Genomic DNA, 24,650 nt, shown 5'->3' with positions numbered 1-24,650 from the left:
TCGATTTCGCTATCGGATATCGATCAGGTGTTGAAACGGAAGTGGATCACGTCGCCGTCCTGGACGACGTATTCCTTGCCTTCGTCGCGGGCCTTACCAGCTTCCTTGGCACCAGTTTCACCCTTGAAGGCGATATAGTCGTCATAGGCGATGGTGAAAGCGCGGATGAAGCCGCGTTCGAAATCCGTATGGATGACCCCGGCAGCAGCGGGTGCCTTGGTCCCGCGCGAAATCGTCCAGGCCCGCGTCTCTTTGGGGCCGACGGTAAAATAGGTGATCAGGTCGAGCAGCTTGTAGCCAGCGCGGATCAACTGGTCGAGGCCGGCTTCGTGAAGACCTAGAGCTTCCAGGAATTCCTTGGCTTCCTCTTCAGGCAACTGGGCAACCTCGGATTCGATCGCTGCCGAAATGATAACGGTTTCGGCTCCCTGCGCCTTAGCCATCTCTTCAACGGCCTTCGTGTGGGCGTTGCCGGTTGCGGCGTCGGCTTCCGCGACATTGCAGACGTAGAGCACCGGATGCGCGGTCAGAAGGTTGAGGCTCTTGAGTATATCGCGCTCCTCGGCGTCGAGCGTCGGCAGCAGGGTGCGAACCGGCTTGCCTTCGTTCAGCAGCTTCAAGGAAGCGTCCATGACGGGCAGCAGTGTCAGTGATTCCTTGTCCTTGGAAGCAGCGCGCTTGCGCGTCTGCTCGGTGCGGCGCTCCAGGCTCTCCAGATCGGCGAGCATCAGCTCGGTTTCGATGGTTTCTGCATCGCCGACCGGGTTGATGCGGCCTTCGACGTGGGTGATATCGTCGTCTTCGAAACAGCGCAGCACATGCACCGTCGCATCGACTTCGCGGATATTGGCAAGGAACTTGTTGCCGAGACCTTCACCCTTCGAGGCGCCGCGCACGAGGCCGGCGATATCGACGAAGGAAATGCGGGTCGGGATGATTTCCTTGGACTTGGCTATGTCGGCCAGCGCACGCATGCGCGGATCCGGCACGGCGACTTCGCCGGTGTTCGGCTCGATCGTACAGAACGGGTAGTTTGCCGCTTGCGCCTGCGCCGTTTTGGTCAGTGCGTTGAAGAGAGTGGACTTGCCGACATTCGGCAGTCCGACGATACCGCATTTGAAGCCCATGGCCTGTCGTCCGTCTATTCTGGAAAATCTTTGACCTGCCTATGGGGGATAGGACATGGCAAGGTCAAGGGTGGTGGCCGGAAAGTTTGGACGAATGGGCATTTCACGCACCTTGTGATGGGCCCACTCTTGCGATCAGAGTGAGATCGGGGCAGACTTTCGCGTGTTCGTCCGCCAGTTCTTCATCCATGGGTGCCTCCACGATGAGCGACAACGAAACCGATCTCAAACCGAAATTGAAGATCAAGCCCAAGCTGGAGCGGCCCAAGCTTCACAAGGTGATCTTGCTCAATGACGATTACACGCCACGCGAATTCGTGACGCTGGTATTGAAGGCTGTCTTCCACATGAGCGAGGAAGCCGGTTATCGCATCATGATGACCGCTCACAAGCTCGGCTCGTGCGTGATTGTCATCTGCGCCCAGGATATTGCCGAGACCAAGGCGAAGGAAGCGACCGATCTCGGCAAGGAGGCGGGTTTCCCGCTGATGTTTACGACAGAGCCGGAGGAGTAGGATTCACGAGCTTTCAGGGTCTATTCCGCTCTAAGGGAATCTGGAGTTGAGCGGCTTTCTCCCTCTTCTCCCCAGCGGGTAGAAGGTGGCCCGAAGCGCCGGATGAGGGGGCCGATGGGCTCTGAATTCGTGGCGAAGCCCCCCTCATCGCCTCGCACGCGCTCGGCACTTCTCCCCGCTGGGGAGAAGAGGGAGGCCATCATTCACCCTTGTTGCCGAACATCTTCTTCAGCATCTCGGCCATTGGTCCGGTCGTCGGCAATATCTTCGGCTGCTGGTGATTTCTCGCCTGATGGATATGCGACTTTCCCGCCGGCTTGGGCGCCGGAGCCTCGGCTTCCGGCTTGCCGCCGATGGCAAGGGCCAGTTTGTTCATCAGCCGTGAATCCTCGGCCTTTGCGAGCATCTCGGCGTTATCAGCCAGTGCATCGAGCAGGGGAGAAAGCCAGACCTGGTCGGATTTGGCAAAATCCCCCAGCACATGATTGTGCACCTGCTCTTTGGAGCCGGGATGTCCGATCCCGAGGCGCAGGCGGCGATAGTCCCTGCCGCAATGGGCATCCAGTGACTTGATGCCGTTGTGGCCGCCATGGCCACCGCCGGTCTTGATGCGCGCCTTGCCCGGCAGGAGGTCGAGTTCGTCGTAAATCGCGACGATATCCTTTGGCTCCAGCTTGTAGAAGCGCATGGCTTCTCCGACTGCTTCGCCGGAAAGGTTCATGAAGGTTTGCGGCTTCATCAGAAGCACCCGCTCGCCACCGAGCTCACCTTCGGAAATCTCGGCCTTGAACTTCTTCGACCACGGCGAAAAACTGTGCCGACGCTGGATGGCATCGACGCCCATGAAGCCGATGTTGTGACGGTTGCCGGCGTATTTACTACCGGGATTGCCAAGGCCTGCAAAAATCTGCACGGACACTCTCCAAGATGTTTGACCTCAGATGCGGCGGGCAGATGCGCAAGTCAACGCCGGAAGAGGCGTTTTTCAGATTTTTGCCCGTGCGGCTCACCGGTTGGGACGTAGACCGTAGTCGGCGGAGATCCGGTCCTGTGTGCCATCTGCGATCAGATCCTCGAGGGCTTTCTGCATCTTGCCGATGAGCGCGTCCGGAACCGAGAGATTGCAGGCGAGGCCATAACGCTTGCCGCCGAGCACGAGGGCCGGCTCCACGCCCTTGCCTTGAGCCTTCATGGCTTCGAATGTCTTTTCCGATGTCATCATCAGGTCGATGCGGTTGTTGAGCAGCTTCTTCAGCGTTGCTTCCATATCGGCAGCGAGATCGATCTTTGGAAACTCATTGGCAGTCAGGAAGCTATAGGAAAAATCGTCGCGCTGGGTGCCGATGGTAAAGCGCTTGGCAGCTTCGATGGTGAGAGGATCAATGCCGGAGCCGGCCTTGCGAACCATCACCATCTTGTCGATGAGCAGCGGCTCGATCCACTTGAACCGCTTGTCGCGCTCGTCGTCATGACCCGTCGTGAAGACGCAGGTGCTGTCTTCGTTTTTGGCGCGGGCAAAAGCACGAGCCCAGGGCAGTATTTCAAGCTCGAAGGGCGCGTCGATCGCCTTCATCATCAATCGCACCTGTTCCACCGAGGCGCCGGTGATGGCGCCGTTGCTGGTGAAATTGTAGGGCGGATATTCTTCTGTAAGCAGTTTCAGTGGTTCTGCCTGCGCGATAGCCGGAAAGCTCAATGCGAGCGCGAAAAATATGCGTTTCATGCATGCCCTCCGCCCGTCAGGCGATCGTGTTGCTCTTCGCTTCGGAATTCATTTCAAGCATCGTCAGCATGTTGTCGATCGGCATGGGTTTGCTGAACAGAAACCCCTGGCCGTAATCGACGCCAAGCTTGCGCAGGAATTCCCATTGTTCCGTCGTCTCGATGCCTTCGGCAACCACGGAGCATCCCATCTGATGCGAGATGGTGCGAATGCCCTTGATCAGCATGCGGCTCTTGCGGCGAACGTCATTGGTGCCTGTGCTGAGTGACCGGGTGAAGGACTGGTCGACCTTGACGATATTGACAGGGAAACGGTTGAGATAGCTCAGGGACGAGTAGCCGGTGCCGAAATCATCGAGCGCAATGCGGCAGCCGAATTCGCTGAGCTGTTTCAGGACGGCGTGGACATCCGGGTTGTCGAGCATCAGCACCGCCTCGGTGATTTCCACGACGATCCGGCTTGGGGCGATATGGTGCTTGAGCAGCAGGGCTGCCAGCTTGTGGGGCAGGGTGAGTTCGAACTGCAGTGGGGAGAAGTTGACGGCAAGATAGGTGGCTTCCGTTCCCTCGAGCTTGCTGATGCGGGCGAGGTGCGAGATCGCCTTTTCCAGCACACGATCGCCGATCCGGCCGATGGTCCCGGTTTCTTCGGCGATACCGATGATCTTGCCTGGCGCCAGAATGCCCTTTTCAGGGTGATTGAGCCGCATCAGGGCTTCGAAGCCGGCAATGCGCCCATCGCCAAGGCTGACGATCGGCTGCAGATAGGCTTCGAACCAGTCTTCCTTGAGGCCGGCTTCGATATACTGCTCGATCTCGTGACGCTCGCGCGCCGTGTCGAGCATGGAATTGTCGAACACCAGCATGCCGTTCTTGCCATCGCGCTTGCGCGTATACATGGCCATGTCCGACTTCAGCAGCAGATCGGCGGCATTGGCCGCATGGTCGGGATAAAGAGCGATACCGATGCTGGCGGTGACGGAAAGGTCCGCACCCTCGACGATGATCTGCTCATTCAGGCAATCGCAAATCCGCTCGCCGATTTCGCTCGCAAGATCCGACACGCTTTCGGCGCTGACCAGGATCGCGAACTCGTCGCCGCCAAGGCGGGCCATGGCGTCGCCGGGTCTCAGCGTCGTCTTGATGCGGGCAACGACCTGACGCAGCACTTCGTCACCGGCCGCGTGGCCGAAATTGTCGTTGATCCACTTGAAGCGGTCGAGGTCGATGAAGATGCAGGCGAGCTGCATGGCTTTTGCATCGACATCCTTGATGCCCTCGTCAAGTGCGGCTTCAAAACCCTGGCGATTGAGCAGCCCGGTCAGGTGGTCGGTGATCGCCTGCGCATGGTTGCGGCTCTCTGCCTGCTTGAGCGCAGTAACATCGGTCATCACCGAAAGCGAAACGCCACCGACATCGTCGCTGACGAAGTTGCGCATTTCCAGGATCAGCACGATCATCATCTCGCCGTTCGACTTGCGAAACGGCACGGTCACTTCGCAGATGCCGCTATTTCCCGGGCTGACGCGGCGAGCCTTGTAGGTTTCATGCCAATGTTCATCGACGAAATCGGTAAAGGCGCGGCCGATGACCTCTTCGCGGCGGTATCCCGTGGCGACCAGCCAGTAATCGCTGACGGCAGTAATGTCGTTGGCGGTATCCAGCGAAAAGAGCATAGCCGGCGTCTTGTTGTAGATATTCGATGCACGACCATGTGCCAGCTTCAGCTCGGATTGTTCCTGCTCAAGGCGCGTCTGCATTTCATTGAAGTTCTGGGCGAGCGTGCCCATCTCGTCGTCCGAGTTCCAGTCTACCTGATGACGGGAGCCCAGGCGGCGGGTCGCCTCGATGGCGGCCGTCAAACGCATCAGCGGCTTGATGACGGTGATGCGATTGCTGAAGATCGCAGCTGCGAAGACGATGGTGACGGCAACAACCAGAATGAGGAAGACGCTGATTTCGTCTCGGCTGAAACGGGAAATCAGCCCCGGTTCTTCGACCCAGATCTCGACAGAGCCGACGCGGCGTTCTCCGTCCTGCGAGCTGTACTGAATATCGCTTGAAAGGACCGTGTAGTCGGTTTCGGAAACATTGAGCGGCCCGTCGGGAATGCGAACGGAAATCGTTCCGGAACTGTCGCGGACATGGACCGCCAGCACGTTTTCACCGGCGATCAGCGCGCGGGCAATCTGCTTGACGCCGTCGGTATCGAAATCCCAAAGCGGTTTTCCCAGTGCCTCCGCACCGGTCTTCATCAGCACCTGCGTGTTGGTGAGACGTTCGCGTGCGACACGTTCCGATGACAGTGTGAGAAACAGAACGATGAGGGGCGCGACAAAAACCAGGACGGCGCCGCAGACGATCGCAATGAAGCGGTTCTCGACAGAATGCATCATCGTATGCATCCGATCGTGTTTCGGGTGTCACATGTCATATAGGATTCTCGTACGCGCTAGGCCGGTTCAATCCCCCACGGACAACACATCACAGAAATCTTAAATGTTGCTAAAATTCGCAGATCAAACTTTGTAATCAGAGGCTTTGTCGCCTGCAGGCAATAAAAAACCCGCCATGCTCGCGAATTGCCGGGGCAACTTTCGAGCATGGCGGGTTTTCATATCGAATTGGGGTCCGATTATTCTTCGGTAGCTTCCGCCGAAAGGCCGGCTGCCGGAGCAACGATGGTGGCGATCGTGAAGTCACGGTCAGCGATGACCGGGGTCGCGCCCTTCGGCAGCTTGACATGCGAAATGTGAACGCCGTCGCCAACCTTCAGACCGGTCAGGTCGACAGTGATGAATTCCGGAATGTCGTCTGCCGATACATGCAGTTCAACTTCGTGACGAACGATGTTGAGAACGCCGCCGGTCTTGATGCCCGGGGACTTCTCTTCGTTGATGAAGTGAACCGGAACTTCGACGGTGACCTGGGAATCCGCAGAAACGCGCAGGAAGTCGACGTGCATGGTGAAGTCGCGGACCGGATCCAGCTGGTAGTCCTTCGGAAGGACACGGATCTTTTCGCCGTTGACGTCGATCGTTGCAACGGTGGTCATGAAACCGCCGGCATGGATCTTCTGGGTGACTTCCTTCGTGGAGAGGGCGATGGAAATCGGAGTCTGCTTGTCGCCATAGATGACAGCAGGAATAAGGCCGTTGCGGCGAAGTTCACGGGAGGACCCCTTACCAACCCGTTCGCGCGTTTCGGCCTTGAGCTCGTATGATGCGTGGCTCATGGCATTACCTTTCTGGTGTTTTTGGAGAGCCCATCCACATATGATATGTGCCGGATGGACCTGAGACCGTGAGGTCCCATCCGCGTTTGCCTCCAAGGGTGTCTGCGCGGACGCGCGTCTTTAACCGAGAATGCCTGGAAATGCAAGCAACCCGGCCGGCGCAAGAAAATGCCCGAAAATCCCGGAATGCGTGATCTCTTTTAATGGTGTGCACGTCATGCGTGATATTTTATCAGTTACTAACCTTCGCAACCGACAAATTTCCCATCATTAAAGTATCTTAAAGCCCACATGGGATGGTGCCGCCGTCTTCAATATGGGTGTTTTATGCTCACGGTACTCTCCTGCATCGCTATGGATCACGATTACGGCCTGGTTGCGCTGGCCGCTCTTGTTTGTGTCCTGGGGTCGGTTCTCACAATGAGGCTCTATGCCCGCGTGCGGCGCACGGAGGGCTTGCAGAAGATAAACTGGTTGTTCATGAGCGGCATTATCGGCGGATCGACGATCTGGACGACGCATTTCATTGCGATGCTGAGCTACAAGTCATCCTTGCCGCATGCCTATGAGCCGACGCTGACCATGCTGTCACTCGCTGCCGCCATCGGTATGACGACGCTCGGGTTCCTGGTGACCGCCATGCGCAAGACCGGGCCGACGATAGAGCTCGGGGGTGCCATTGTCGGCGGCGGTATTGCCTTGATGCACTATATGGGCATGGCCGCTTACCAGATCATGGGCGTGCTGCAGTGGGATTACAGCACCTACGCTGCGTCGATTGTGATCGGTGTTGTCTTCGGCGCCGTGTCGGCAAACCGCATCGCCCGTCCGGTGACGCGGTTCTGCAAGCATGGTGCCGTCGTGGCGCTGATCCTGGCCATCACCGGCATGCATTTCACCGGCATGAGCGCGATCACGATCCTTCCGGCGGATCTGGTCACCATTCCCACCGCCATGATACCCGACAATGTGCTGATCATTATCGTGCTCGCGCTGATGGGGGTCATGCTCGGTCTCGGTGCCTCGACCTATGTGATCGACATGCACTCTTCCCAGATTGCCGCAGAGCGCTTTCGTTATCTTTCGCTGCACGATCCATTGACAGGGTTGCCGAACAGAGCCGCCCTGAATGACTACCTGGGTGAGCGTGTTCGCCGACAGAAAGCCGACAATGCCAAGTTTGCGGTGCTGTCCTTCGATCTCGACAGGTTCAAGGACGTGAATGATGTCCACGGCCATGCGGCCGGAGACGCCGTTTTGCGGACGGTATCAGAACGTATGACTGCTATTCTCGATGAGGGCGAGTTTCTGGCCCGTATCGGCGGCGACGAGTTTGTCGCGCTGACCCGAAACTGCTTTCTCAAAAGCGATATCCGGGCTTTTGCCGACAGATTGACCCATGAAATCGTCAAACCGGTCGAGTGGGATGGCAATACGCTTCTTGTCGGCACGAGTGTCGGCATCGCACTTTACCCGGAAGATGCCAGAACACCGGAGGAGCTGCTGGCCCAGGCCGATCTCGCGATGTATCGCTCCAAGGCTGCCGGTAATCGCATGGTCTGCTTCTATGAACCCTCAATGGACGTTGCTGCGCGTGATCGTGCGCTGCTGGCCATGGATATGCGAAACGGCATCGAACGCAACGAGTTTGAACTCTACTACCAAAGGCAGAACAATTCGATGACCGGCGATGTCGTTGGCCTTGAGGTTCTGTTGCGCTGGAAGCATCCCGTACGCGGCATGGTGTCGCCCGTGGAGTTCATTCCGATCGCGGAAAAGAACGGGTTCATCCATGAACTCGGTGACTGGGTCCTGCGTACCGCCTGCATCGAGGCAGCGTCCTGGAAACGGCCGCTCAAGATCGCCGTCAACGTCGCGCCGGCGCAGCTTGCCGATGTCAATCTTCCAGCACGGGTGAAGGAAATCCTGCGCGAAAGCGGTCTCGACGCATCCCGCCTCGAGCTGGAAATCACCGAGTCGGGCATCATTGCCGACCAGCAGCATGCCTTGCAGATCATCCGGCAGCTGAAGGCGCTCGGTGTACGCATCGCCATGGATGACTATGGAACGGGCTATTCCTCGCTTTCCACGCTGCAGAACTTCCCCTTCGACAAGATCAAGATCGATCGGGCCTTCATCGGCGGCGTCACGCGCAACCGGCATTCCGCGGCAATAGTACGCTCGACGATCATCCTCGCCCAGAGTCTGGATATCCCCGTGCTGGCCGAAGGCGTTGAAAACGAAGCCCATATGGACTTCCTGCGGAAGGAAGGCTGCATGGAGGTGCAGGGTTATCTGTTCGGCAAGCCAATGCCGCTCAGCGACCTCGATCATGTGGTGAACGGAGACGCCGGGGAAGACGAAGATCGGAACGCCAAACCCAGCAGCGCAGCTGCTTGAGTGTGAGGAGCTAGGCCAATCTATTTCTTGCGCGAGGTGAAGCGGGCAAGCACCAGCATCAGCCCGCCTGACAACAGTCCCCAGAACGCACCGGATATTCCTGCAAAGCTGACGCCGGATGCTGTCACCAGAAATGTGACGGCCGCCGCTTCCCGGCTTTCCGGCTCCTTGAAAGCGGCCATGGCCGATCCCGAAAAGGCACCTACCAAGGCGAGACCCGCTACCGCTTCGATCAGGATTTTCGGGGCGAGGCTCACGAAGGCCGTGACCGTTGCTGCGAGCAATCCGAAGGCGATATAGCCGGCACCGGCAACGATGGCGGCCCAATAGCGGCGCGCGGGATCGCGATGGGCGTCTTCGCCGGCGCACATGGCGGCGGTGATGGCGGCGAGATTGACCGCATGACCGCCGAAGGGGGCACTCAGGATCGAAAAGATACCCGTCGTGGCAAACAACGGTCCTGGCTGCGGCTCATAGCCGTTGACTTTCAGGACGGCGATGCCGGGAATATTCTGCGATGCCATGGTCACGACAAAGAGCGGCAGGGCGATGCTGACAAGACCCGCAAGCGTGAAGGACGGTACTATCCACTCGGCGTGGGGAACAAGTGTTCCGAAAACGCGGGCCAGCGCGTCGGTGGGCATGTCGATGCCGAAGGCAAGCACAAGCGCGAAGGCGAGGAGGGCTGCCGGCACGGCAAAGAGCCTGTTGATTGCACCGACGATCACCCAGGCCAGGACGATCGGTAAGCCGAGCAGGGGATTGAAGGCGACTGCTTTCACCGGGGCAAAACAAAGTCCGATCAGCACGCCGGCGAGCATGGCGTTTGCAAGGGCTGCGGGAATGGCGGCGACCATGCGCCCCAGCGGCTTCCACAAGCCTGCGGCCACGATCAGAACGCCGCAGACAACAAAGCCGCCGACAGCGACGTTGAAGCCGCCCGGCAGGATACCGGAGCTCGCCAGCAGCGCCGCACCCGGTGTCGACCAGGCGATCGATACCGGCAGCCTCGTGGCGACCGAAAGGACGATGGCACAGACGCCCATGGCGATCGACAGCGCCATCACCCCGGACGCTGCCTGCGCCTCCGTGGCGCCGACACCCGTCAACCCGTGCAGAACCACCGCAAAAGAACTGGCAAACCCGACGAAGGCTGTGAGCAGGCCCATGAACAGGGCTTGAAGGGAAAAGTCGCGGATCATGGGCTTCAAGGAATCACCGGTTGAGGAGTGTGACACATTGCCTACTGCAAAACCCCGCGCGCTGGAATAATGCCTGCACAAGCGCCGTTGCGCGAATTTCGCCTTGTCGGTGCATGCGACTACAGAATCTTTTGCTGCAAGCGTAACCATCGACTTTCGTGCTGGTGGACGTTCCATCAAGAATACGCCTATACTGACGGCCTGCGTCAGCCCTCAGGGAGGAGAGCGGATGAACCATTCCGATCACGTCAATGCCGTTGCACAGCAGCTGTCAGCTGCAGCCAGCTCGCCGGTCGCTGCCTCGTGGCGCCGCTGCATGACCATTCATGGCCTTTCTCCGGAAGAGCAGCGTACGCCCTGGCGCCTGACGGAAGCTGAGTTTCTGCAGGCAAGGGAGCGTTCGGGCCACATCATCGAAGAGTCCCGGGACGAGCTTGACCGTCTTTTCCTGACGGTTGGCAAGGCTGGATGCTGCCTTCTTTTGACCGATGAGCGCGGCGTTGCCCTGGAGCGGCGCGGTGCGGTCGGCGACGACAAGGATTTTCGGGGGCTCGGTCTCTGGTCCGGCACCGTCTGGAGCGAGGCGAGTGTCGGTACGAACGGTATCGGAACGGCGATTGCCGATGAACGTGCCGTCGTCATCCACCGCGACCAGCATTTTTTGAGCGCCAATACCGGCTTAAGCTGCGCCACCGCACCGATCCGCGATCATCTCGGGCGGATCACAGCGGCGATCGATATCTCGACCTGCCGCGACGATGTCAACGACATGGCGGTTCTCATTCTCTCACAGGCGGTGCGGGATGCTGCCAGCCGCATCGAAGCCAATCTCTTCCGCCGTGCCTTTAACGGCGCGCGCATTTTGCTTGTGTCCTCGGAGGGAAAGAGCACGCCTGCGTTGCTTGCGATCGACCGCGACGATCTGGTGCTTGGCGCCACCCGCGCGGCGCGCCAGACGCTGGGTCTCGACGATCGCAGGATTGCTGCCGGCGTCCCCGCCGCAGATCTGCTGCACGAGGATCGCAGTTCTAACGGTGGGGATCTTCTGGATGCCGAACGGGCGGCATTGCGCCGGGTTCTGTCGCGCGCGCGGGGCAATGTTTCCCAGGCCGCGGACATTCTCGGCATCAGCCGTGCAACGCTCTACAGAAAGATGAAAAAGCTTTCCGTAGAGTAGAGCTCTGACGGAATTTGCTGCGATTGCACCTGTGTTTGCGGCGCTGCAGCATGGATGCTGTAATTCCCATGTCTCAATTCTGAAACAGAAGCTGCCGTTCGCTTCTTGTTTACGGCTATCGCAATTTGTTCTTCAGGCGCAGTCTCTCTCGTACAGATGATGAATATCTGTATTGGAGGAGAAAACAGATGTTGCACCAGAAGATCGTCGAAAGCCCGTTCAAGCAGAAGTACGGAAACTTCATCGGCGGAGAATGGCGCGAGCCGGTCAGCGGCCGCTATTTCGACAACATAACCCCCGTCACCGGCGGCGTGATCTGCCAGATTGCGCGCTCAGAGGCGGCCGATATCGAGCTGGCGCTCGATGCCGCGCATGCGGTCAAGGACAAGTGGGGCCGCACTTCGGCCACCGAACGCGCCAACATCCTGATGAAAATCGCCCAGCGCATGGAAGACAATCTCGACCTTCTGGCGCGCGCCGAAACCTGGGACAACGGCAAGCCACTGCGTGAAACCATGGCGGCCGACATTCCGCTCGCCATCGACCATTTCCGCTATTTCGCATCTTGCGTCCGTGCCCAGGAAGGTTCGATCGGCGAGATCGATCACGATACGATTGCCTACCATTTCCATGAGCCGCTCGGTGTCGTCGGCCAGATCATTCCCTGGAATTTCCCGATCCTGATGGCCGCGTGGAAGCTTGCACCGGCGCTTGCTGCCGGCAACTGCGTCGTCTTGAAGCCTGCCGAACAGACACCGGCCTCGATCCTCGTCTGGGCCGAACTGATCGGCGATCTCCTGCCGGGTGGCGTGCTCAACATCGTCAATGGCTTCGGTCTTGAAGCCGGCAAGCCGCTGGCCTCCAACCCGCGCATCGCCAAGATCGCCTTCACCGGCGAAACGACGACCGGCCGGCTGATCATGCAGTACGCCAGCCAGAACCTCATCCCCGTCACGCTGGAACTGGGCGGCAAGTCGCCGAACATCTTCTTTGCCGACGTGATGAACGAGGACGACGACTATCTCGACAAGGCGCTCGAAGGCTTTGCCATGTTCGCGCTCAACCAGGGTGAAGTCTGCACATGCCCGAGCCGCGCGCTGGTGCATGAGAAGATCTACGACCGCTTCATGGAAAAGGCGATTGCCCGCGTGGCCGCGATCAAGCAGGGCAATCCGCTCGACACGGCAACAATGATCGGTGCGCAGGCCTCTTCCGAGCAGCTTGAGAAAATCCTGTCTTATATGGATATCGGACGCCAGGAGGGAGCAGAAGTTCTGATCGGCGGCGAGCGCAACACGCTCGAAGGCGATCTGGCCGGCGGCTACTATGTCAAGCCGACGGTGTTCCGCGGCCATAACAAGATGCGCGTCTTCCAGGAGGAAATCTTCGGGCCGGTCGTGTCCGTCACGACCTTCAAGGACGATGCCGAAGCGCTCGAAATCGCCAACGACACGCTCTACGGCCTCGGTGCCGGCGTGTGGAGCCGCGAAGCCAACCGTTGCTATCAGTTCGGTCGCAACATCCAGGCCGGTCGCGTGTGGACCAATTGCTACCATGCCTATCCTGCTCATGCCGCCTTCGGCGGATACAAGCAGTCGGGTATCGGTCGCGAAACCCACAAGATGATGCTCGACCACTATCAGCAGACGAAGAACATGCTGGTGAGCTACAGCCCGAAGGCGCTCGGTTTCTTCTGAGGACGTCGTTCCCCGCCAAGGGTGTTCGAATATTGGCCGAGGAGCGCTGCTGGCATCTCCTCTCAAGCCCCTCAGCCCGACCCTCTCCCCGTGCCCTGCGGGGGGAGGGCGCTTTATGCTTGGAGCAAAAAAAAATGGATACCGATACAATCGACGGACAACCTCGTGTCGTTGCAACCGATGCGGCCTTGGCCTTTATCGACGAAATTCGCAAAGACTACCCTGACATCCTGTTCCACCAGTCGGGCGGCTGTTGCGATGGCTCGTCGCCGATGTGCTATCCGGCGGACGACTACATTGTCGGCGATCGTGATGTGAAGCTCGGTGAGATCGGCGGCGTGCCGGTCTATATCAGCGCCAGCCAGTTCGAAGTCTGGCGCCACACCCAGCTGATCATTGATGTCGTGCCGGGCCGGGGCGGGATGTTCTCGCTGGACAACGGCCGCGAACGGCGTTTCCTGACGCGCTCGCGAATGTTCGATGGCGGTGAAGCCTGCGCCATTCCGTTGGTCAAACGGGGCTGAAGGCTCGCTCGAATGCCAATTGTCTGACCGGGCCGCTTGCGCGGGTCAATCGAACAGGCTGGAAACCGATTCTTCCTGGCTGGTGCGGTTGATGGCTTCGCCGATCAGCGTCGAGGTCGTGATGACGCGGATATTGTGGGCGGACTGGACAGCCGTGGTCGGCTGGATCGAGTCGGTGATCACCAGTTCCTTGAGCTTCGAAGACGTGACGCGGGCAACCGCGCCGCCCGATAGCACGCCGTGGGTGATATAGGCGGTGACGCTGGTCGCGCCGTTCTTCAGGAGGGCTTCGGCCGCATTGCAGAGCGTGCCGCCGGAATCGACGATGTCGTCGATCAGCAGACAGTCCTTGCCGGTCACGTCGCCGATAACGTTCATGACCTCCGATTCGCCAGCGCGTTCGCGGCGTTTGTCGACGATGGCCAGCTGGCAATCGAGACGCTTTGCAAGGGCGCGGGCGCGCACGACGCCGCCGACATCAGGCGAAACGACCATGACGTTCTTGAGGTCGTAGTTTTCCTTGACGTCGCGCGACAGGATCGGCACGGCATAGAGGTTATCGGTCGGGATGTCGAAGAAGCCCTGGATCTGGCCTGCATGAAGATCTAGCGTCAGCACGCGGTCTGCGCCGGCTTCGGTGATCAGGTTGGCGACGAGCTTGGCCGAGATCGGCGTGCGCGGCCCGGGTTTGCGGTCCTGACGGGCATAACCGAAATAGGGGATTACAGCCGTAATGCGCCGCGCCGACGAGCGGCGCATGGCATCGATCATGATCAGCAATTCCATCAGGTGATCATTGGTCGGAAACGACGTGGACTGGATGACGAAAACGTCCTCGCCGCGTACATTTTCCTGAATTTCTACGAAGATTTCCTGGTCGGCAAATCGTCTGACAGTTGCTTTGCCGAGCGGCAGGTTAAGATAGTTGCAGATCGCTTCGGCAAGCAGCCGGTTCGAATTGCCTGCGAAAACCTTCATCGATGGTCCGCCTGTGCTGGCGCGAGTGGTTCCAGACCGTTGGTTCCAGTCCGGGTCGTGTCGCGCGAATTCCGTAAGCAGTGTTCGGTGTGCGCTGTCAGCCCGAGGGGCTTTGAAACAGAGCCGCTTGGGCGCTTCATAACGTCCCTGACCCTGAATGCAAGGGGAATGCCGCCTTCTCGTGCGGTTTATCCGAAAAAGTTTTAAGCGGCGTTGCCCGTTGGCTCGAATCGGACGCCCGGCGTTGCCATTCTGCATCGTTTTGCGACAACTCTAACCCGCGTTGGCGCGGGCCCAGGCGAGGTAGGTCTCGATCGACTTGCTGGCAATGGCCTGCATCGTCTCCGGTGGCACTGCCGCCCAAGGGTCCGCCGCCGTGGCATCGACCGTGTCCTGCCCCTGAATGCGGTGCAGCCGGTTACCGCTGCCATCAAGAACATCCCAGATATAGACCACGGTCGTCTTGCCGCCGTCCTTCAGGGCCGAGAAATAGCCCTTGAGGATGTGCTGGCTGCTGGCGTCCGACGAACTCTTGATCGTCAAGCCGTGTGCACGCGCATCGGCACCGAGCTGTTTGGAAAGCGAGGTCACGGCGGCGACCGGCGCGCCGATGATCGGAAGGAAGCGAATGCTGTTGGCCTCGCCCTTGGGAGCGATGGCTGCGGATTGTTGCGGCTTTTCCAGCCGCGGCTGCTCGGCGGCGGCCTGCAAGGGAGGCACTTGTTGTTCAGCGGGCTGTTCGTTTTCGGCAGGCGCGTTGTCTGCCGTCTGCGTCAGCTGAGGCGTGCTACGGGCGATCTGGCGTTCCTGCGCGGGAACATCTCCCTGGGAAAGCCGGCTTGCCTGTGCTTCCAGGGATCCGGCGGGATCAGTGTAGTCGACGTCGCCCTGTGCAAAACTCGTGTCGGGCTGCGGCTGCCGGTAGTCCGGCTGCGCATCAAGCGGCGCGCTCTGCACGGATGCCGTTTCCTGGGGCGGCACATAGGCCGGTTGCGAGGACATGGTGTCGAGGTCGGCCTGGTTGACCGGCGGGGAACGAAACGTTCCTTCGCCGACATCGACCTGGGGGATCAGGGCATCGGTCGAGTTGCAGCCGGCGAGCAGGGCAAGGCCGGTAATGGCAATGATCAGCTTGTGCATCGTTCCACCGTTCATTCGTCGCGAGGAGGAGCGCGAAGGCCCCCACCTTCACCTTGCTCGCCAAAACGATACGGCAATTTTCCTAAGCAGTGATGAAGTCCAGTCCGTACCGTGACAGCGGTCTCGGCGCGCCGTCGGTGGTGATGTAGGTCTGCCCGAGTGTCATGGCCGTTCCACTCTCGCTGTCCATGATGATCATGTGCAGGAAGAGCGACATGTCGGGCAGGATTTCCTGCGGGTTGCCGATGTGGAACATCTGCTGTTCCATCCATGAGGGCGAGAAGCGGGCACCCAGCGAATAACCGCAGGCATTGAGACGATGGCGGGCCAGCCCGCGCTCATCCATAATCTTGGCATGGATCTCGAAGACCGTGCCGAAGGTATTGCCCGGCCGCAGCACCATTTCCACAGCCTGGATGGTTTCCCGGCAGGCGCTGTAGAGTTCGCGGTGCCGGTTCGTCGTTTCTCCGATGACAACGGTGCGCATCATGGCTGCATGATAGTGGGCGCTGACGCCCGCCCACTCCAGAGTCAACTGGTCCTGGGCATCGAGCGTGCGCCGGCCGGCCTTGTAGCGGCAGAGAAGCGCGTCGGCACCCGAGCCGATGACGAACTCGTTGGCCGGATAGTCGCCGCCGCCGGCAAAGATGGCGCCCTGCATAGCGGCCAGAATATCGGCCTCGCTGCCGCCGGGACGGATCAGGGGCAGGGCAGCGTCGAGGGCATCGTCGGCAAGGCTTGCTGCCTTCTCGACATAGGCAATTTCGGCCTGGCTCTTTATCAGCCGAAGCTTGCCGACCATGCCAGATGCGCCGATGAGCTGACCGAAGCTGGTAAGCTGCTGGTCGAGCAACCGTGCAACGCGGCCGGTCATGCCATGGGTGTCATATTCAACGCCGATGCGCATGCCGAGGAGATCGAGATCGCTCAGCAGGTTCTTGAGATCCATCGTCGGATCGGCATTTACCCTATCCACCCAGATCTCGATGCGCTCGATGTTCGAGGTATGCCGCGCTTGCCGAAGGTCGGCGGAACGGGTCAGCAGCACCATTGAGCCATCGGCCTTGACCACCAGCGTCTGGAAGAAGCAATAGCCGAAGGTGTCATAGCCGGTGAGCCAGTACATGCTTTCCTGGGCGAAGAGCAGAAGCGCGTCGAGCTTCTCCTCCTTCATGGAGGCTTTCAGCCGTTCCAATCGCGCGGTAAATTCGTCCTGGCCAAAGTGCAGTGCCATGTCATGCCTCCCGAATGGAAATTGCCGAAATCTGTCGGCCGTAGTCCGGCTCGTTGCGGTGGGTCGTCCGGCGATAGGAAAAGAATCGGGCTTCGTCCGCATAGGTGCAGAGATCGAGGTTCTCCGCGGTTACGCCCGCGTCGGTCAGCCGCTTGATCGTCAGCGCCGGCAGATCGAACATCGCGTGGCCATCGCGCGCAGATGGGGTGAAGAACGACGTGTAGCTCGCATCGCGTTCGAGGAAACGCTCGACGAACTCTGCACCCACCTCGTAACTGCGGCGGCTGATTGAGGGACCGAGGCTGGCAATGATGTTTTCGCGCCCTGCGCCGAGCGACACCATGGCGTCTATCGTGCTTTCAAGCACGCCACCGAGCGCGCCCTTCCAGCCGGCATGGGCGGCACCGATGACGCCCGCGGATGGGTCGGCGAAGAGGACCGGGCCGCAATCGGCTGACAGCACGCCGATGACGAGGCCGGGGGTCATCGTCACCAGCGCATCGGCTTCCGCCCGGGCGCCGTTATAGGTTTCATCAACGACGATTGCCGTTGGCGAATGAACCTGATGCACGGTGGCGAGCTTCTCCGGCGCAGCATCGAAAAACGCTGCGACCCGCTGGCGGTTTTCCACGACATGCGAGCGCTCGTCGTTTGAGCCAAGGCCGACATTGAGACCACGATAAATGCCCTCGGACACGCCGCCCTCGCGGGTGAAATAACCGTGAGAGATGCCGTTTTTTGCGAGGTCAGAGAGAATCGGACTGAAAACAGGCGAGGGCAGGGCGTCATCCTTCATCGGTGTTTTTGCCCTTTCATGTCTGTGATATCTGGGATTTCGGACCCCGTGCGGAGGGCCTGTTCGATTTGGCGCGATGTTGGCCTCCGCCTGTCGCCGTGTCAATAATCGCATTTCACGGGATCGAGACAAGGCGGGCAACGGGCAGCCGTTCAGCGTTGAAATGGCGTGAGCGCAACGGCAGGGCTGCTGACGACAAGAACCTTGAAAAGTTCTCCCATCTTGCCTTCCCCGCTGCCAGCCAGCCTTTCGACGTCAAGACTGATGCCTTCCTGTGTCAGTGTATCCTTGCCGCTGCCAAGGGAGGAAGCTCGCTCGATGAGCCCGAGCCCAACGAGAAAATCACCCTGATAGGTCAGGCCGTTGATCTGAAGCTCTTCCGTCACAGCCCTGCGAGCCAGTTGCTCGAAATCGACATGACTTGTGATGTCGGCTTGACCGGGTTGCTTCAACGGCGGGTCGAACTGATGCTCGCGCACTGCCTGCAGCGTATCTCCATAGCCGGTCGACAGGTGGCCGTAGTCGATGATGACGGCAGTGCCGCCGCCGGTGCGGATACGCAAGGCAAGCGTTGCCATGACCGCGTCACGCGCGGGAGAAATCTCGAAGATCGTGCCCGCCGGCACTTCGGTCGGCGACTGTGGTAGCAAGGCAGGGTCGAGACCGGCTACACCGGCCGCGAATGTCAGCTCGCCTTCGGCATCCAGGCCGACCATGCGCTCGCGGAAACCTTGCGGCGTCTTCACGAACTGCCGGATGGGGATGGCGTCGAAGAGTTCATTGGCGGCCAGAAGGAGAAAGCCTTCCGGCAGCGTGTCGAAGCTCTCGTGCCAGGTGATTTTGAACTTGTGGGCGACGAGCGTCTGGCTCTGGATCTTCTGCAGTCGTTCGCTGGTCTCGATGAGGTGGAACTGGGCTGCCTCATAAAGCGACGGAGCAAGCTTGGAGATGACGCGCATGATGTCGGCCATCATCGTTCCACGCCCCGGGCCGATCTCGGCGATATGCACCGGATCCGGCTCGCCATGACGCTGCCAGGCCTGGACGAGGAAGATACCGATCATTTCGCCAAAGAGTTGGCTGATCTCGGGCGCAGTGGTGAAATCGCCGGCTGCGCCGAACGGCTCGCGCGTTTTGTAGTATCCGTGCTGCGGGTCGGCGAGGCAGAGCGAGAAATAGTCGGTGACGCTGATCGGACCGCTTGCGGTGATCAGGGCCTTGATCTTTTCTCCCAGGGGCGTGCTCATCGCGCTCCTCCTCAGGTGACGGTTGCGGCTGTACGACGGGCACGGAGGATCGCCCAAAGTCCGGCCAGCGCCATCGGTGTCGACAGCACCATGCCCATCGTCAGCCAACCGCCGGCGAGATAACCGATCTGGGCATCCGGCTGGCGGAAGAATTCAACCAGGATACGCGAGATCGCATAGCCAAGCACGAAGATGCCACAGACGAGACCCGGCGTCTTCAGTGCGTGGCGCCGATAGATAACGTAGGTCAACACTAGCAACAGCACGATGCCTTCAAGGCTCGCCTCGTAGAGCTGGCTCGGATGGTAGGCAAGGCCGCTTCCCGGCGGGAATTCGACTGCCCACGGGAGGGAAGACAAGCGACCCCAGAGTTCACCATTGATGAAATTGGCGATGCGGCCGAAAAACAGGCCGATGGGGACGACGGCGGAGACGATGTCGAAGAGGCTCCACATCGCGATGCCTCTGCGTCGTGCAAAGATCATCATGGCAATCATCGTGCCGATCAGACCGCCATGAAAAGACATGCCGCCGTTCCAGATTTCAATCGCCCGTATCGGGTTTTCGATGACGGTCGCAAGATCGTAGAAGAGAATGTAACCGATCCGTCCGCCACCGACGATGCCGGCCGCAACCCAGAGCAGGAAGTCGTCCAGCTGTGGTTCCGTCATGGCCGGTTGGCCGTTGCGCCAAAGCGTGATGTTGCGCACCAGTCTGCGTGCATATTGCCAGCCGATGAGAATACCCGCGACATAGGCGAGACCGTACCAGTGAATCTGCAAGGGACCGATGGTCACAAGGACAGGATCGATCTGGGGGAAGGGCATGATGGCGAGAAAAGTCGCGGTTGTTTCCAAGGTCTTGCTTTTCTCCAGCCTGTCGTTTGCCGGAACATGGCTCTCCAACCCGGCAGGGTCAAGGCACGCGCCGGGCGCTAAAGGAAATCATTCACTTGTATTTTTCCTTGCATCGCGCCGCCGCCGCTCCTACCTCATTCATGAGACTGCGGCAGCAATGACCAGCGGCAGGGAAGATCGGAGATCGAGACGATGACGACGGGCACCAACCGTATTCTGGACGAATTCGCCAAGCTGATGACCGATGCGGCCGGTGCTGCGCAGGGTGTCAGGCGGGAAATGGAAACGGTCTTTCGGGCGCAGGGCGAAAAGCTCATGAACTCGATGGATATCGTCAAGCGTGAAGAGTTCGAGGCCGTGCGCGAAATGGCGCTCAGGGCGCGCGACGAAAACGACGCGCTGCTGGCCCGGATCGCTGCCCTTGAAGCTCGCCTCGACGCAGCCGGCAAGTAGGCTTTCGGAGGGATTCGGCAGGCCTTGATCGCGATGTCGCGTGCGACCTGTTTCGTTTTGTAACATCCGGGCATTTCATCCGCTGCCGGGGAGTGTTTCCGGCAGCTTTTTTCATAAATTTTTTACCCCTGTGGACACTGCCAAAAAATGCTTACGGCAGAGTCGTTTAAGAACTCCCGCTGAATCTGTTTCAAAGTTCTTTCCACAACCTCGTAGACGTATTTTCGAGTGGAGGGGCTGGCATGCAGACTCCGCCGTTATACACTGATTTTAAATGATGATTCGAAACGGGTCACGCAAGCTCCGGGCAGGGTAAGTAAGCCAGGATAGCCGTGTGTCCAGCAATCATAGTGTTTGTTTCCGGTGTTTGAGTTTGCCGCTGTCGTGTGTGAGCACGACGACGCATGTCTGTATCGGGACTTTTAAGGTGACATATGAGCCTGATGGAATTGGACCTTGAGCGTCAATCAAACCCGGTCGACATGATCGAGTTTGTCGCAGCCAACAATGACTGGTGCTTCGAGCGCTCCGGCGAAGATGAAATCGCCATGACGGTCGAGGGCAAGTGGACCGACTATCATGTCTCCTTTTCCTGGATGGAAGAGTTTGAAGCGCTGCATCTCGCCTGCGCGTTCGACATCAAGGTTCCCGAGAGCCGCGTCAACGAAGTCATCAGGTTGCTTTCCCATATCAACGGGCAGGTGCTGATGGGGCATTTCGACCTGTGGCGGCAGGAGGATGTCGTGATCTTCCGCCAGTCGCTTCTGCTTTCAGGCGGCGCGGAGCCGACCAACCAGCAGGTGGAAGTCCTGTTGTCCAGCGCGCTCGATGCTTGTGAATCCTACTTCCAGGCCTTCCAGTTCGTCGTCTGGTCCGGTGTCGAAGCGCACAAGGCCGTCGAGGCCGTGATGTTCGAAACTGTCGGCGAGGCTTGAGGTGACCAAGGCGGTGGGACCAATCGTTCTCATTGGTGCTGGCAACATGGGTGGCGCGATGCTGTCTGGCTGGCTGAAAAACGGCATCAAGGGCAGCGACGTCCTCGTCATAGATCCCGGCCCGTCGCCGGCCATGGCCAAGCTCATCGCCGACAATGGTGCAACCCATGTGACGACAGCACCCGAAGGCCTGAAGGCGGGGGTCCTGTTCCTGGCGGTGAAGCCGCAGCTGATGGGAGCGGTGCTGCCGCCGTTGAAGTTTCTTGTCGGCCCTGAGACGGTCGTCGTTTCGGTCGCGGCTGGTACCACTCTTGCCTTCATGGCGTCCCATCTCGGCGAAGCGGCCATGGTTCGTGCCATGCCCAACACGCCCGCAATGATCGGCCGCGGCGTCACCGGCGCCTTTGCCAACAGTGCCGTTTCTCCCGAAAAGCGGGCAGCGGTGCATGATCTTCTGAAAGTCAGCGGTCCGGTCGAATGGGTCGAGACGGAGGCCGATATCGACGCGGTAACGGCGGTATCCGGCAGTGGTCCTGCTTATGTGTTCTATCTCGTGGAGTGCATGGCGGAGGCCGGTCGCAAGGCCGGTCTTCAGGCGGACCTCGCCATGCGGCTCGCTCGAGAAACCGTCGCGGGGGCTGGTGAACTTCTCTACCAGTCCCCCGACGATGCTTCGCGTCTGCGCCAGAACGTTACCTCTCCTGGCGGCACGACGGCGGCAGCGCTTTCCATCCTCATGGCCGATGACGGTATGCAGCCTCTCTTCGACAGGGCGATTGCCGCAGCCCGCAAGCGGGCGGAAGAGCTCGCCGGTTAACTCTGGATTTCTCATGACCGATACCATCACCTATGCCGATTTCGAGCGTGTCGATATTCGCGTCGGCACGATCGTCGAAACCTCGCCCTTTCCGGAAGCGCGCAAGCCTGCGATCAAGCTGGTGATCGATTTCGGACCCGAGATAGGCCTCAAGAAATCTTCTGCCCAGATCACAGTTCACTACACGCCAGAGAGCCTGATCGGCCGTCAGGTGCTCGGCGTCGTCAATTTTCCGCCCCGTCAGATCGGGCCGTTTCGCTCTGAAGTCCTAACGCTCGGCTTTGAGGACGAGGCGAATGCGATCGTTCTTGCCGCGACTGATAAACCGGTGCCGAACGGCAAGAAGCTGCTTTAGGAAAATATCAGGGCCTGGCTCGGTTCAACGAGCGTCGCGGGCTGATGGCAATCTATCCCCGCTGATCAAGCCGGGACACGGATAACAGCGCGCAGACCGCCAAGGGGACTGTCGGCAAGCGTGATGTTGCCGCCGTGGCTGCGGGCGATGTCGAGGGCAATGGCAAGGCCAAGGCCAGTGCCGGAATTGTCGAGATTCCGTGCTTCGTCCAATCGGAAAAACGGCTTGAAAACGTCATCGCGTGAGCGCTCGGGAATGCCGGGACCGTCGTCATCGACGGTAATGGTCAGCCACTTGGCGCCATGTTTGGCCTCCACATTGACCGAATTGGCATAGCGGTAGGCATTTGACACGATGTTGGCCACAAGGCGGGTGAAAGCGTTCGGTCTGACGCGAATATCGTCCTTGCCTTCAAGCGTCACGGCAAGTGCCTTGCCATGGAGTTCGGCCTCAGCTTCCAGTCTGATCATCAGGTCGCTGAGCTTGAGTTCGCCGACGTCTTCTTCCGCTTCCCCGCGGGCAAAAGCCAGATAGCCTTCGAGCATGCTTTGCATGTCCTCGACATCCTGGTTCAGGCTTTCGAAATCCGGGTGGTCCGGCGCCAGGGCGAGTTGCAACTTGAAGCGAGTGAGGATGGTGCGAAGGTCGTGGCTGACGCCCGTGAGCATGGCGGTGCGTTGCTCGATCTGCCGCTCGATGCGCTCGCGCATCTGAATGAAGGCGAGGCCGGCGCGACGAATTTCTTCGGCGCCGCGCGGTGAGAAGTCGTCGATCTTCTGTCCCTTGCCGAAACTTTCTGCTGCATGCGCCAGCGCCAGGATCGGCCGGATCTGACCGCGCAGAAAGAGAATGGCAATGGCGAGCAGCACCAGTGACGTGCCGACCATCCAGACAATGAAAATATGAGTGTTGGAGGCATAGGCCTGGCTGCGCCGGGCATAGACGCGCAGGATGCGGTCGCCATCAATCTTGATGCGGATTTCGACGAAAGAGGAGTCGCCGACGGTATCAATCCAGAATGGCCGGCGAATCTGGTCGGATATTTCCTCGCTCAGAATCTGGTCGAGAATTTCAAAGAATGGTTTCGGGCGGGGCGGAGGTAGCTCACCGCCGGTCTCGATGGAGACATTGAGGTTCAGACGCTCGCGGGCGATACGGATGATGTCATTGACTTCACTTTCCGGCGTATGGTTTATCAGGTCGATTATGGCGGCGATATCGGCGGTTACAGCCGAGGAAAGGCGTTGCGTCACCAGCTGCCAGTGCCGTTCCATGAAGACGAAGGCAACCACGGACTGCAGCAGAACCATCGGAATGATGACAATCAGCAACGAGCGGGCGTAAAGCCCCATCGGCAGCCGGCGGCGCAGCCAGAGTGTAAAGCGACCCCAGGCGCTGTTGCGGTTCAAGGTTCGCCGTCTCACCTTCAGGCCCCGGCACATTCCCTTAAAGCTTGCCATGAGACCTCATTCGTCAGTCCACGCTCAGCCGATAGCCGATGCCGCGCACTGTCTGGAGAAACACCGGATTGGACGGGTCGTCCTCGATCTTGCGGCGCAACCGGTTGATCTGGACGTCGATGGTGCGTTCACCGACCTCCGCGTCGTCACTGACAAGTTCGTGACGCGGGATGGTTTCGCCGGGACGCTGGGAAAACAGCATCATGATTTCCTGTTCGCGGTCCGTCAGCCGAATATGATCCGCGCCGCGGCGCAGTTCCTTGCGCACGACTGAGAAGGTAAAGGGGCCGAAAATGACCTGCTCCACCTTCGGCTGCTGGGCCGGAGCGTTGCGTCGCAGGATGTTGTTGATGCGCAGCACGAGTTCGCGCGGATCAAAAGGTTTCGGCAGATAGTCGTCGGCGCCGGCCTCCAGGCCCTCGATACGAGCATTGGATTCGGCAAGCGCCGTCAACATGATGATCGGCACAGTCTTGATCTTGCGCAGGTCCTGGGTGAGGGAAATACCCGTTTCGCCCGGCATCATCACGTCCACGATCAGGAGGTCGAAGTCGATGCCCTGCAGACGGCGCCGTGCCTCGTCTGCATCCGCTGCCGTGGTAACCCGGAAACCCTGCTCCATCAGGTAGCGGTTCAAAAGTTCACGGATGCGCCGGTCGTCGTCCACCACCAGCAAATGGGCGGCATCATCGGGAATATTCACTGTCTTGGTCATGGTTCCATGTCCGGGCGCTGCCCTCGATTTGAAATCCATCCTTGCGACGGCGGGGATGGCGATG

General features: G+C 59.5%; 23 protein-coding genes. 9 read left to right on the top strand and 14 right to left on the bottom strand.

All coding sequences use genetic code 11. From position 1 onward, the window contains the following. Window positions 1-23 precede the first annotated feature (23 nt). On the bottom strand, window positions 24-1,127 hold the full coding sequence (gene ychF, locus QO002_RS16710; RefSeq protein ID WP_307231666.1) for a redox-regulated ATPase YchF: 1,104 nt from the start codon (window positions 1,125-1,127) through the stop codon (window positions 24-26). Window positions 1,128-1,330: 203 nt separating this feature from the next. Here ychF and clpS point away from each other — a divergent pair, with 203 nt between their 5' ends. Continuing rightward, a complete protein-coding gene (gene clpS / locus QO002_RS16705) occupies window positions 1,331-1,642 on the top strand; it encodes an ATP-dependent Clp protease adapter ClpS (RefSeq protein ID WP_307231664.1) in 312 nt (103 codons plus the stop codon). Window positions 1,643-1,841: 199 nt separating this feature from the next. On the opposite strand, the gene pth is transcribed toward clpS, so the two are convergent. From pth to QO002_RS16685, 4 genes are all read right to left on the bottom strand, one after another. Beyond that, window positions 1,842-2,555, bottom strand: coding sequence for an aminoacyl-tRNA hydrolase (gene pth, locus QO002_RS16700; RefSeq protein ID WP_307231662.1), 714 nt, complete (start codon window positions 2,553-2,555; stop codon window positions 1,842-1,844). Window positions 2,556-2,648: 93 nt separating this feature from the next. Then, complete coding sequence (locus QO002_RS16695) at window positions 2,649-3,365, bottom strand: substrate-binding periplasmic protein (RefSeq protein WP_307231660.1); 717 nt, start codon at window positions 3,363-3,365, stop codon at window positions 2,649-2,651. Between the two features lie 16 nt (window positions 3,366-3,381). Further along, complete coding sequence (locus tag QO002_RS16690) at window positions 3,382-5,760, bottom strand: putative bifunctional diguanylate cyclase/phosphodiesterase (RefSeq protein WP_307231659.1); 2,379 nt, start codon at window positions 5,758-5,760, stop codon at window positions 3,382-3,384. Between the two features lie 239 nt (window positions 5,761-5,999). Next, window positions 6,000-6,599 (bottom strand): 50S ribosomal protein L25/general stress protein Ctc, encoded by a 600-nt coding sequence (locus QO002_RS16685; protein WP_307231657.1) that lies wholly within the window; start codon window positions 6,597-6,599, stop codon window positions 6,000-6,002. 327 nt (window positions 6,600-6,926) lie between these two features. Here QO002_RS16685 and QO002_RS16680 point away from each other — a divergent pair, with 327 nt between their 5' ends. Further along, window positions 6,927-8,999 (top strand): putative bifunctional diguanylate cyclase/phosphodiesterase, encoded by a 2,073-nt coding sequence (locus QO002_RS16680; protein ID WP_307231655.1) that lies wholly within the window; start codon window positions 6,927-6,929, stop codon window positions 8,997-8,999. A 20-nt stretch (window positions 9,000-9,019) separates the two neighbouring features. Here QO002_RS16680 and QO002_RS16675 read toward each other — a convergent pair whose 3' ends face one another. Continuing rightward, on the bottom strand, window positions 9,020-10,201 hold the full coding sequence (locus QO002_RS16675) for a benzoate/H(+) symporter BenE family transporter (protein ID WP_307233462.1): 1,182 nt from the start codon (window positions 10,199-10,201) through the stop codon (window positions 9,020-9,022). 229 nt (window positions 10,202-10,430) lie between these two features. Here QO002_RS16675 and QO002_RS16670 point away from each other — a divergent pair, with 229 nt between their 5' ends. From QO002_RS16670 to QO002_RS16660, 3 genes are all read left to right on the top strand, one after another. Then, on the top strand, window positions 10,431-11,378 hold the full coding sequence (locus QO002_RS16670; RefSeq protein ID WP_307231653.1) for a helix-turn-helix domain-containing protein: 948 nt from the start codon (window positions 10,431-10,433) through the stop codon (window positions 11,376-11,378). A gap of 188 nt (window positions 11,379-11,566) precedes the next feature. After that, a complete protein-coding gene (gene adh / locus QO002_RS16665) occupies window positions 11,567-13,075 on the top strand; it encodes an aldehyde dehydrogenase (RefSeq protein ID WP_307231651.1) in 1,509 nt (502 codons plus the stop codon). A 134-nt stretch (window positions 13,076-13,209) separates the two neighbouring features. Then, window positions 13,210-13,599, top strand: coding sequence for a DUF779 domain-containing protein (locus QO002_RS16660; protein ID WP_307231649.1), 390 nt, complete (start codon window positions 13,210-13,212; stop codon window positions 13,597-13,599). 45 nt (window positions 13,600-13,644) lie between these two features. On the opposite strand, the gene QO002_RS16655 is transcribed toward QO002_RS16660, so the two are convergent. The 6 genes from QO002_RS16655 to lgt all read right to left on the bottom strand — a co-directional run bounded on the left by QO002_RS16655 (window position 13,645) and on the right by lgt (window position 19,821). Next, window positions 13,645-14,577 (bottom strand): ribose-phosphate pyrophosphokinase, encoded by a 933-nt coding sequence (locus tag QO002_RS16655; RefSeq protein WP_307231646.1) that lies wholly within the window; start codon window positions 14,575-14,577, stop codon window positions 13,645-13,647. Window positions 14,578-14,850: 273 nt separating this feature from the next. Further along, the gene (locus QO002_RS16650; RefSeq protein WP_307231644.1) at window positions 14,851-15,717 is read right to left on the bottom strand and encodes a hypothetical protein; all 867 of its coding nucleotides are present in this window, start codon (window positions 15,715-15,717) and stop codon (window positions 14,851-14,853) included. 82 nt (window positions 15,718-15,799) lie between these two features. After that, the gene (locus QO002_RS16645; protein WP_307231642.1) at window positions 15,800-16,951 is read right to left on the bottom strand and encodes a M24 family metallopeptidase; all 1,152 of its coding nucleotides are present in this window, start codon (window positions 16,949-16,951) and stop codon (window positions 15,800-15,802) included. Window position 16,952: 1 nt separating this feature from the next. Beyond that, window positions 16,953-17,747, bottom strand: a complete 795-nt coding sequence (gene pgeF / locus QO002_RS16640) for a peptidoglycan editing factor PgeF (protein WP_307231640.1) — start codon at window positions 17,745-17,747, stop codon at window positions 16,953-16,955. A gap of 152 nt (window positions 17,748-17,899) precedes the next feature. Beyond that, window positions 17,900-18,994, bottom strand: a complete 1,095-nt coding sequence (locus QO002_RS16635; protein WP_307231638.1) for a class I SAM-dependent methyltransferase — start codon at window positions 18,992-18,994, stop codon at window positions 17,900-17,902. 11 nt (window positions 18,995-19,005) lie between these two features. Further along, window positions 19,006-19,821, bottom strand: a complete 816-nt coding sequence (gene lgt / locus QO002_RS16630) for a prolipoprotein diacylglyceryl transferase (protein WP_307233460.1) — start codon at window positions 19,819-19,821, stop codon at window positions 19,006-19,008. 222 nt (window positions 19,822-20,043) lie between these two features. On the opposite strand from lgt, the gene QO002_RS16625 reads away from it, so the two are divergent. The 4 genes from QO002_RS16625 to QO002_RS16610 all read left to right on the top strand — a co-directional run bounded on the left by QO002_RS16625 (window position 20,044) and on the right by QO002_RS16610 (window position 22,411). Beyond that, on the top strand, window positions 20,044-20,304 hold the full coding sequence (locus QO002_RS16625) for an accessory factor UbiK family protein (protein WP_307231636.1): 261 nt from the start codon (window positions 20,044-20,046) through the stop codon (window positions 20,302-20,304). A 434-nt stretch (window positions 20,305-20,738) separates the two neighbouring features. Beyond that, window positions 20,739-21,239, top strand: a complete 501-nt coding sequence (locus tag QO002_RS16620) for a type III secretion system chaperone family protein (protein WP_307231634.1) — start codon at window positions 20,739-20,741, stop codon at window positions 21,237-21,239. A 1-nt stretch (window position 21,240) separates the two neighbouring features. Continuing rightward, window positions 21,241-22,056 (top strand): pyrroline-5-carboxylate reductase, encoded by an 816-nt coding sequence (gene proC / locus QO002_RS16615; RefSeq protein ID WP_307231632.1) that lies wholly within the window; start codon window positions 21,241-21,243, stop codon window positions 22,054-22,056. 13 nt (window positions 22,057-22,069) lie between these two features. Further along, a complete protein-coding gene (locus QO002_RS16610) occupies window positions 22,070-22,411 on the top strand; it encodes a tRNA-binding protein (protein WP_307231630.1) in 342 nt (113 codons plus the stop codon). Between the two features lie 65 nt (window positions 22,412-22,476). On the opposite strand, the gene QO002_RS16605 is transcribed toward QO002_RS16610, so the two are convergent. Further along, window positions 22,477-23,871, bottom strand: a complete 1,395-nt coding sequence (locus QO002_RS16605; protein WP_370878509.1) for an ATP-binding protein — start codon at window positions 23,869-23,871, stop codon at window positions 22,477-22,479. A gap of 13 nt (window positions 23,872-23,884) precedes the next feature. After that, window positions 23,885-24,586, bottom strand: a complete 702-nt coding sequence (locus QO002_RS16600; RefSeq protein ID WP_307231625.1) for a response regulator — start codon at window positions 24,584-24,586, stop codon at window positions 23,885-23,887. Between the last annotated feature and the right edge of the window lie 64 nt (window positions 24,587-24,650).

It is taken from the genome of Pararhizobium capsulatum DSM 1112 (assembly GCF_030814475.1).
GTDB classification, from domain to species: domain Bacteria; phylum Pseudomonadota; class Alphaproteobacteria; order Rhizobiales; family Rhizobiaceae; genus Pararhizobium; species Pararhizobium capsulatum.
Note: the sequence above shows the minus strand (reverse complement) of the source record. Positions and strands in the feature narration are given on the sequence as shown.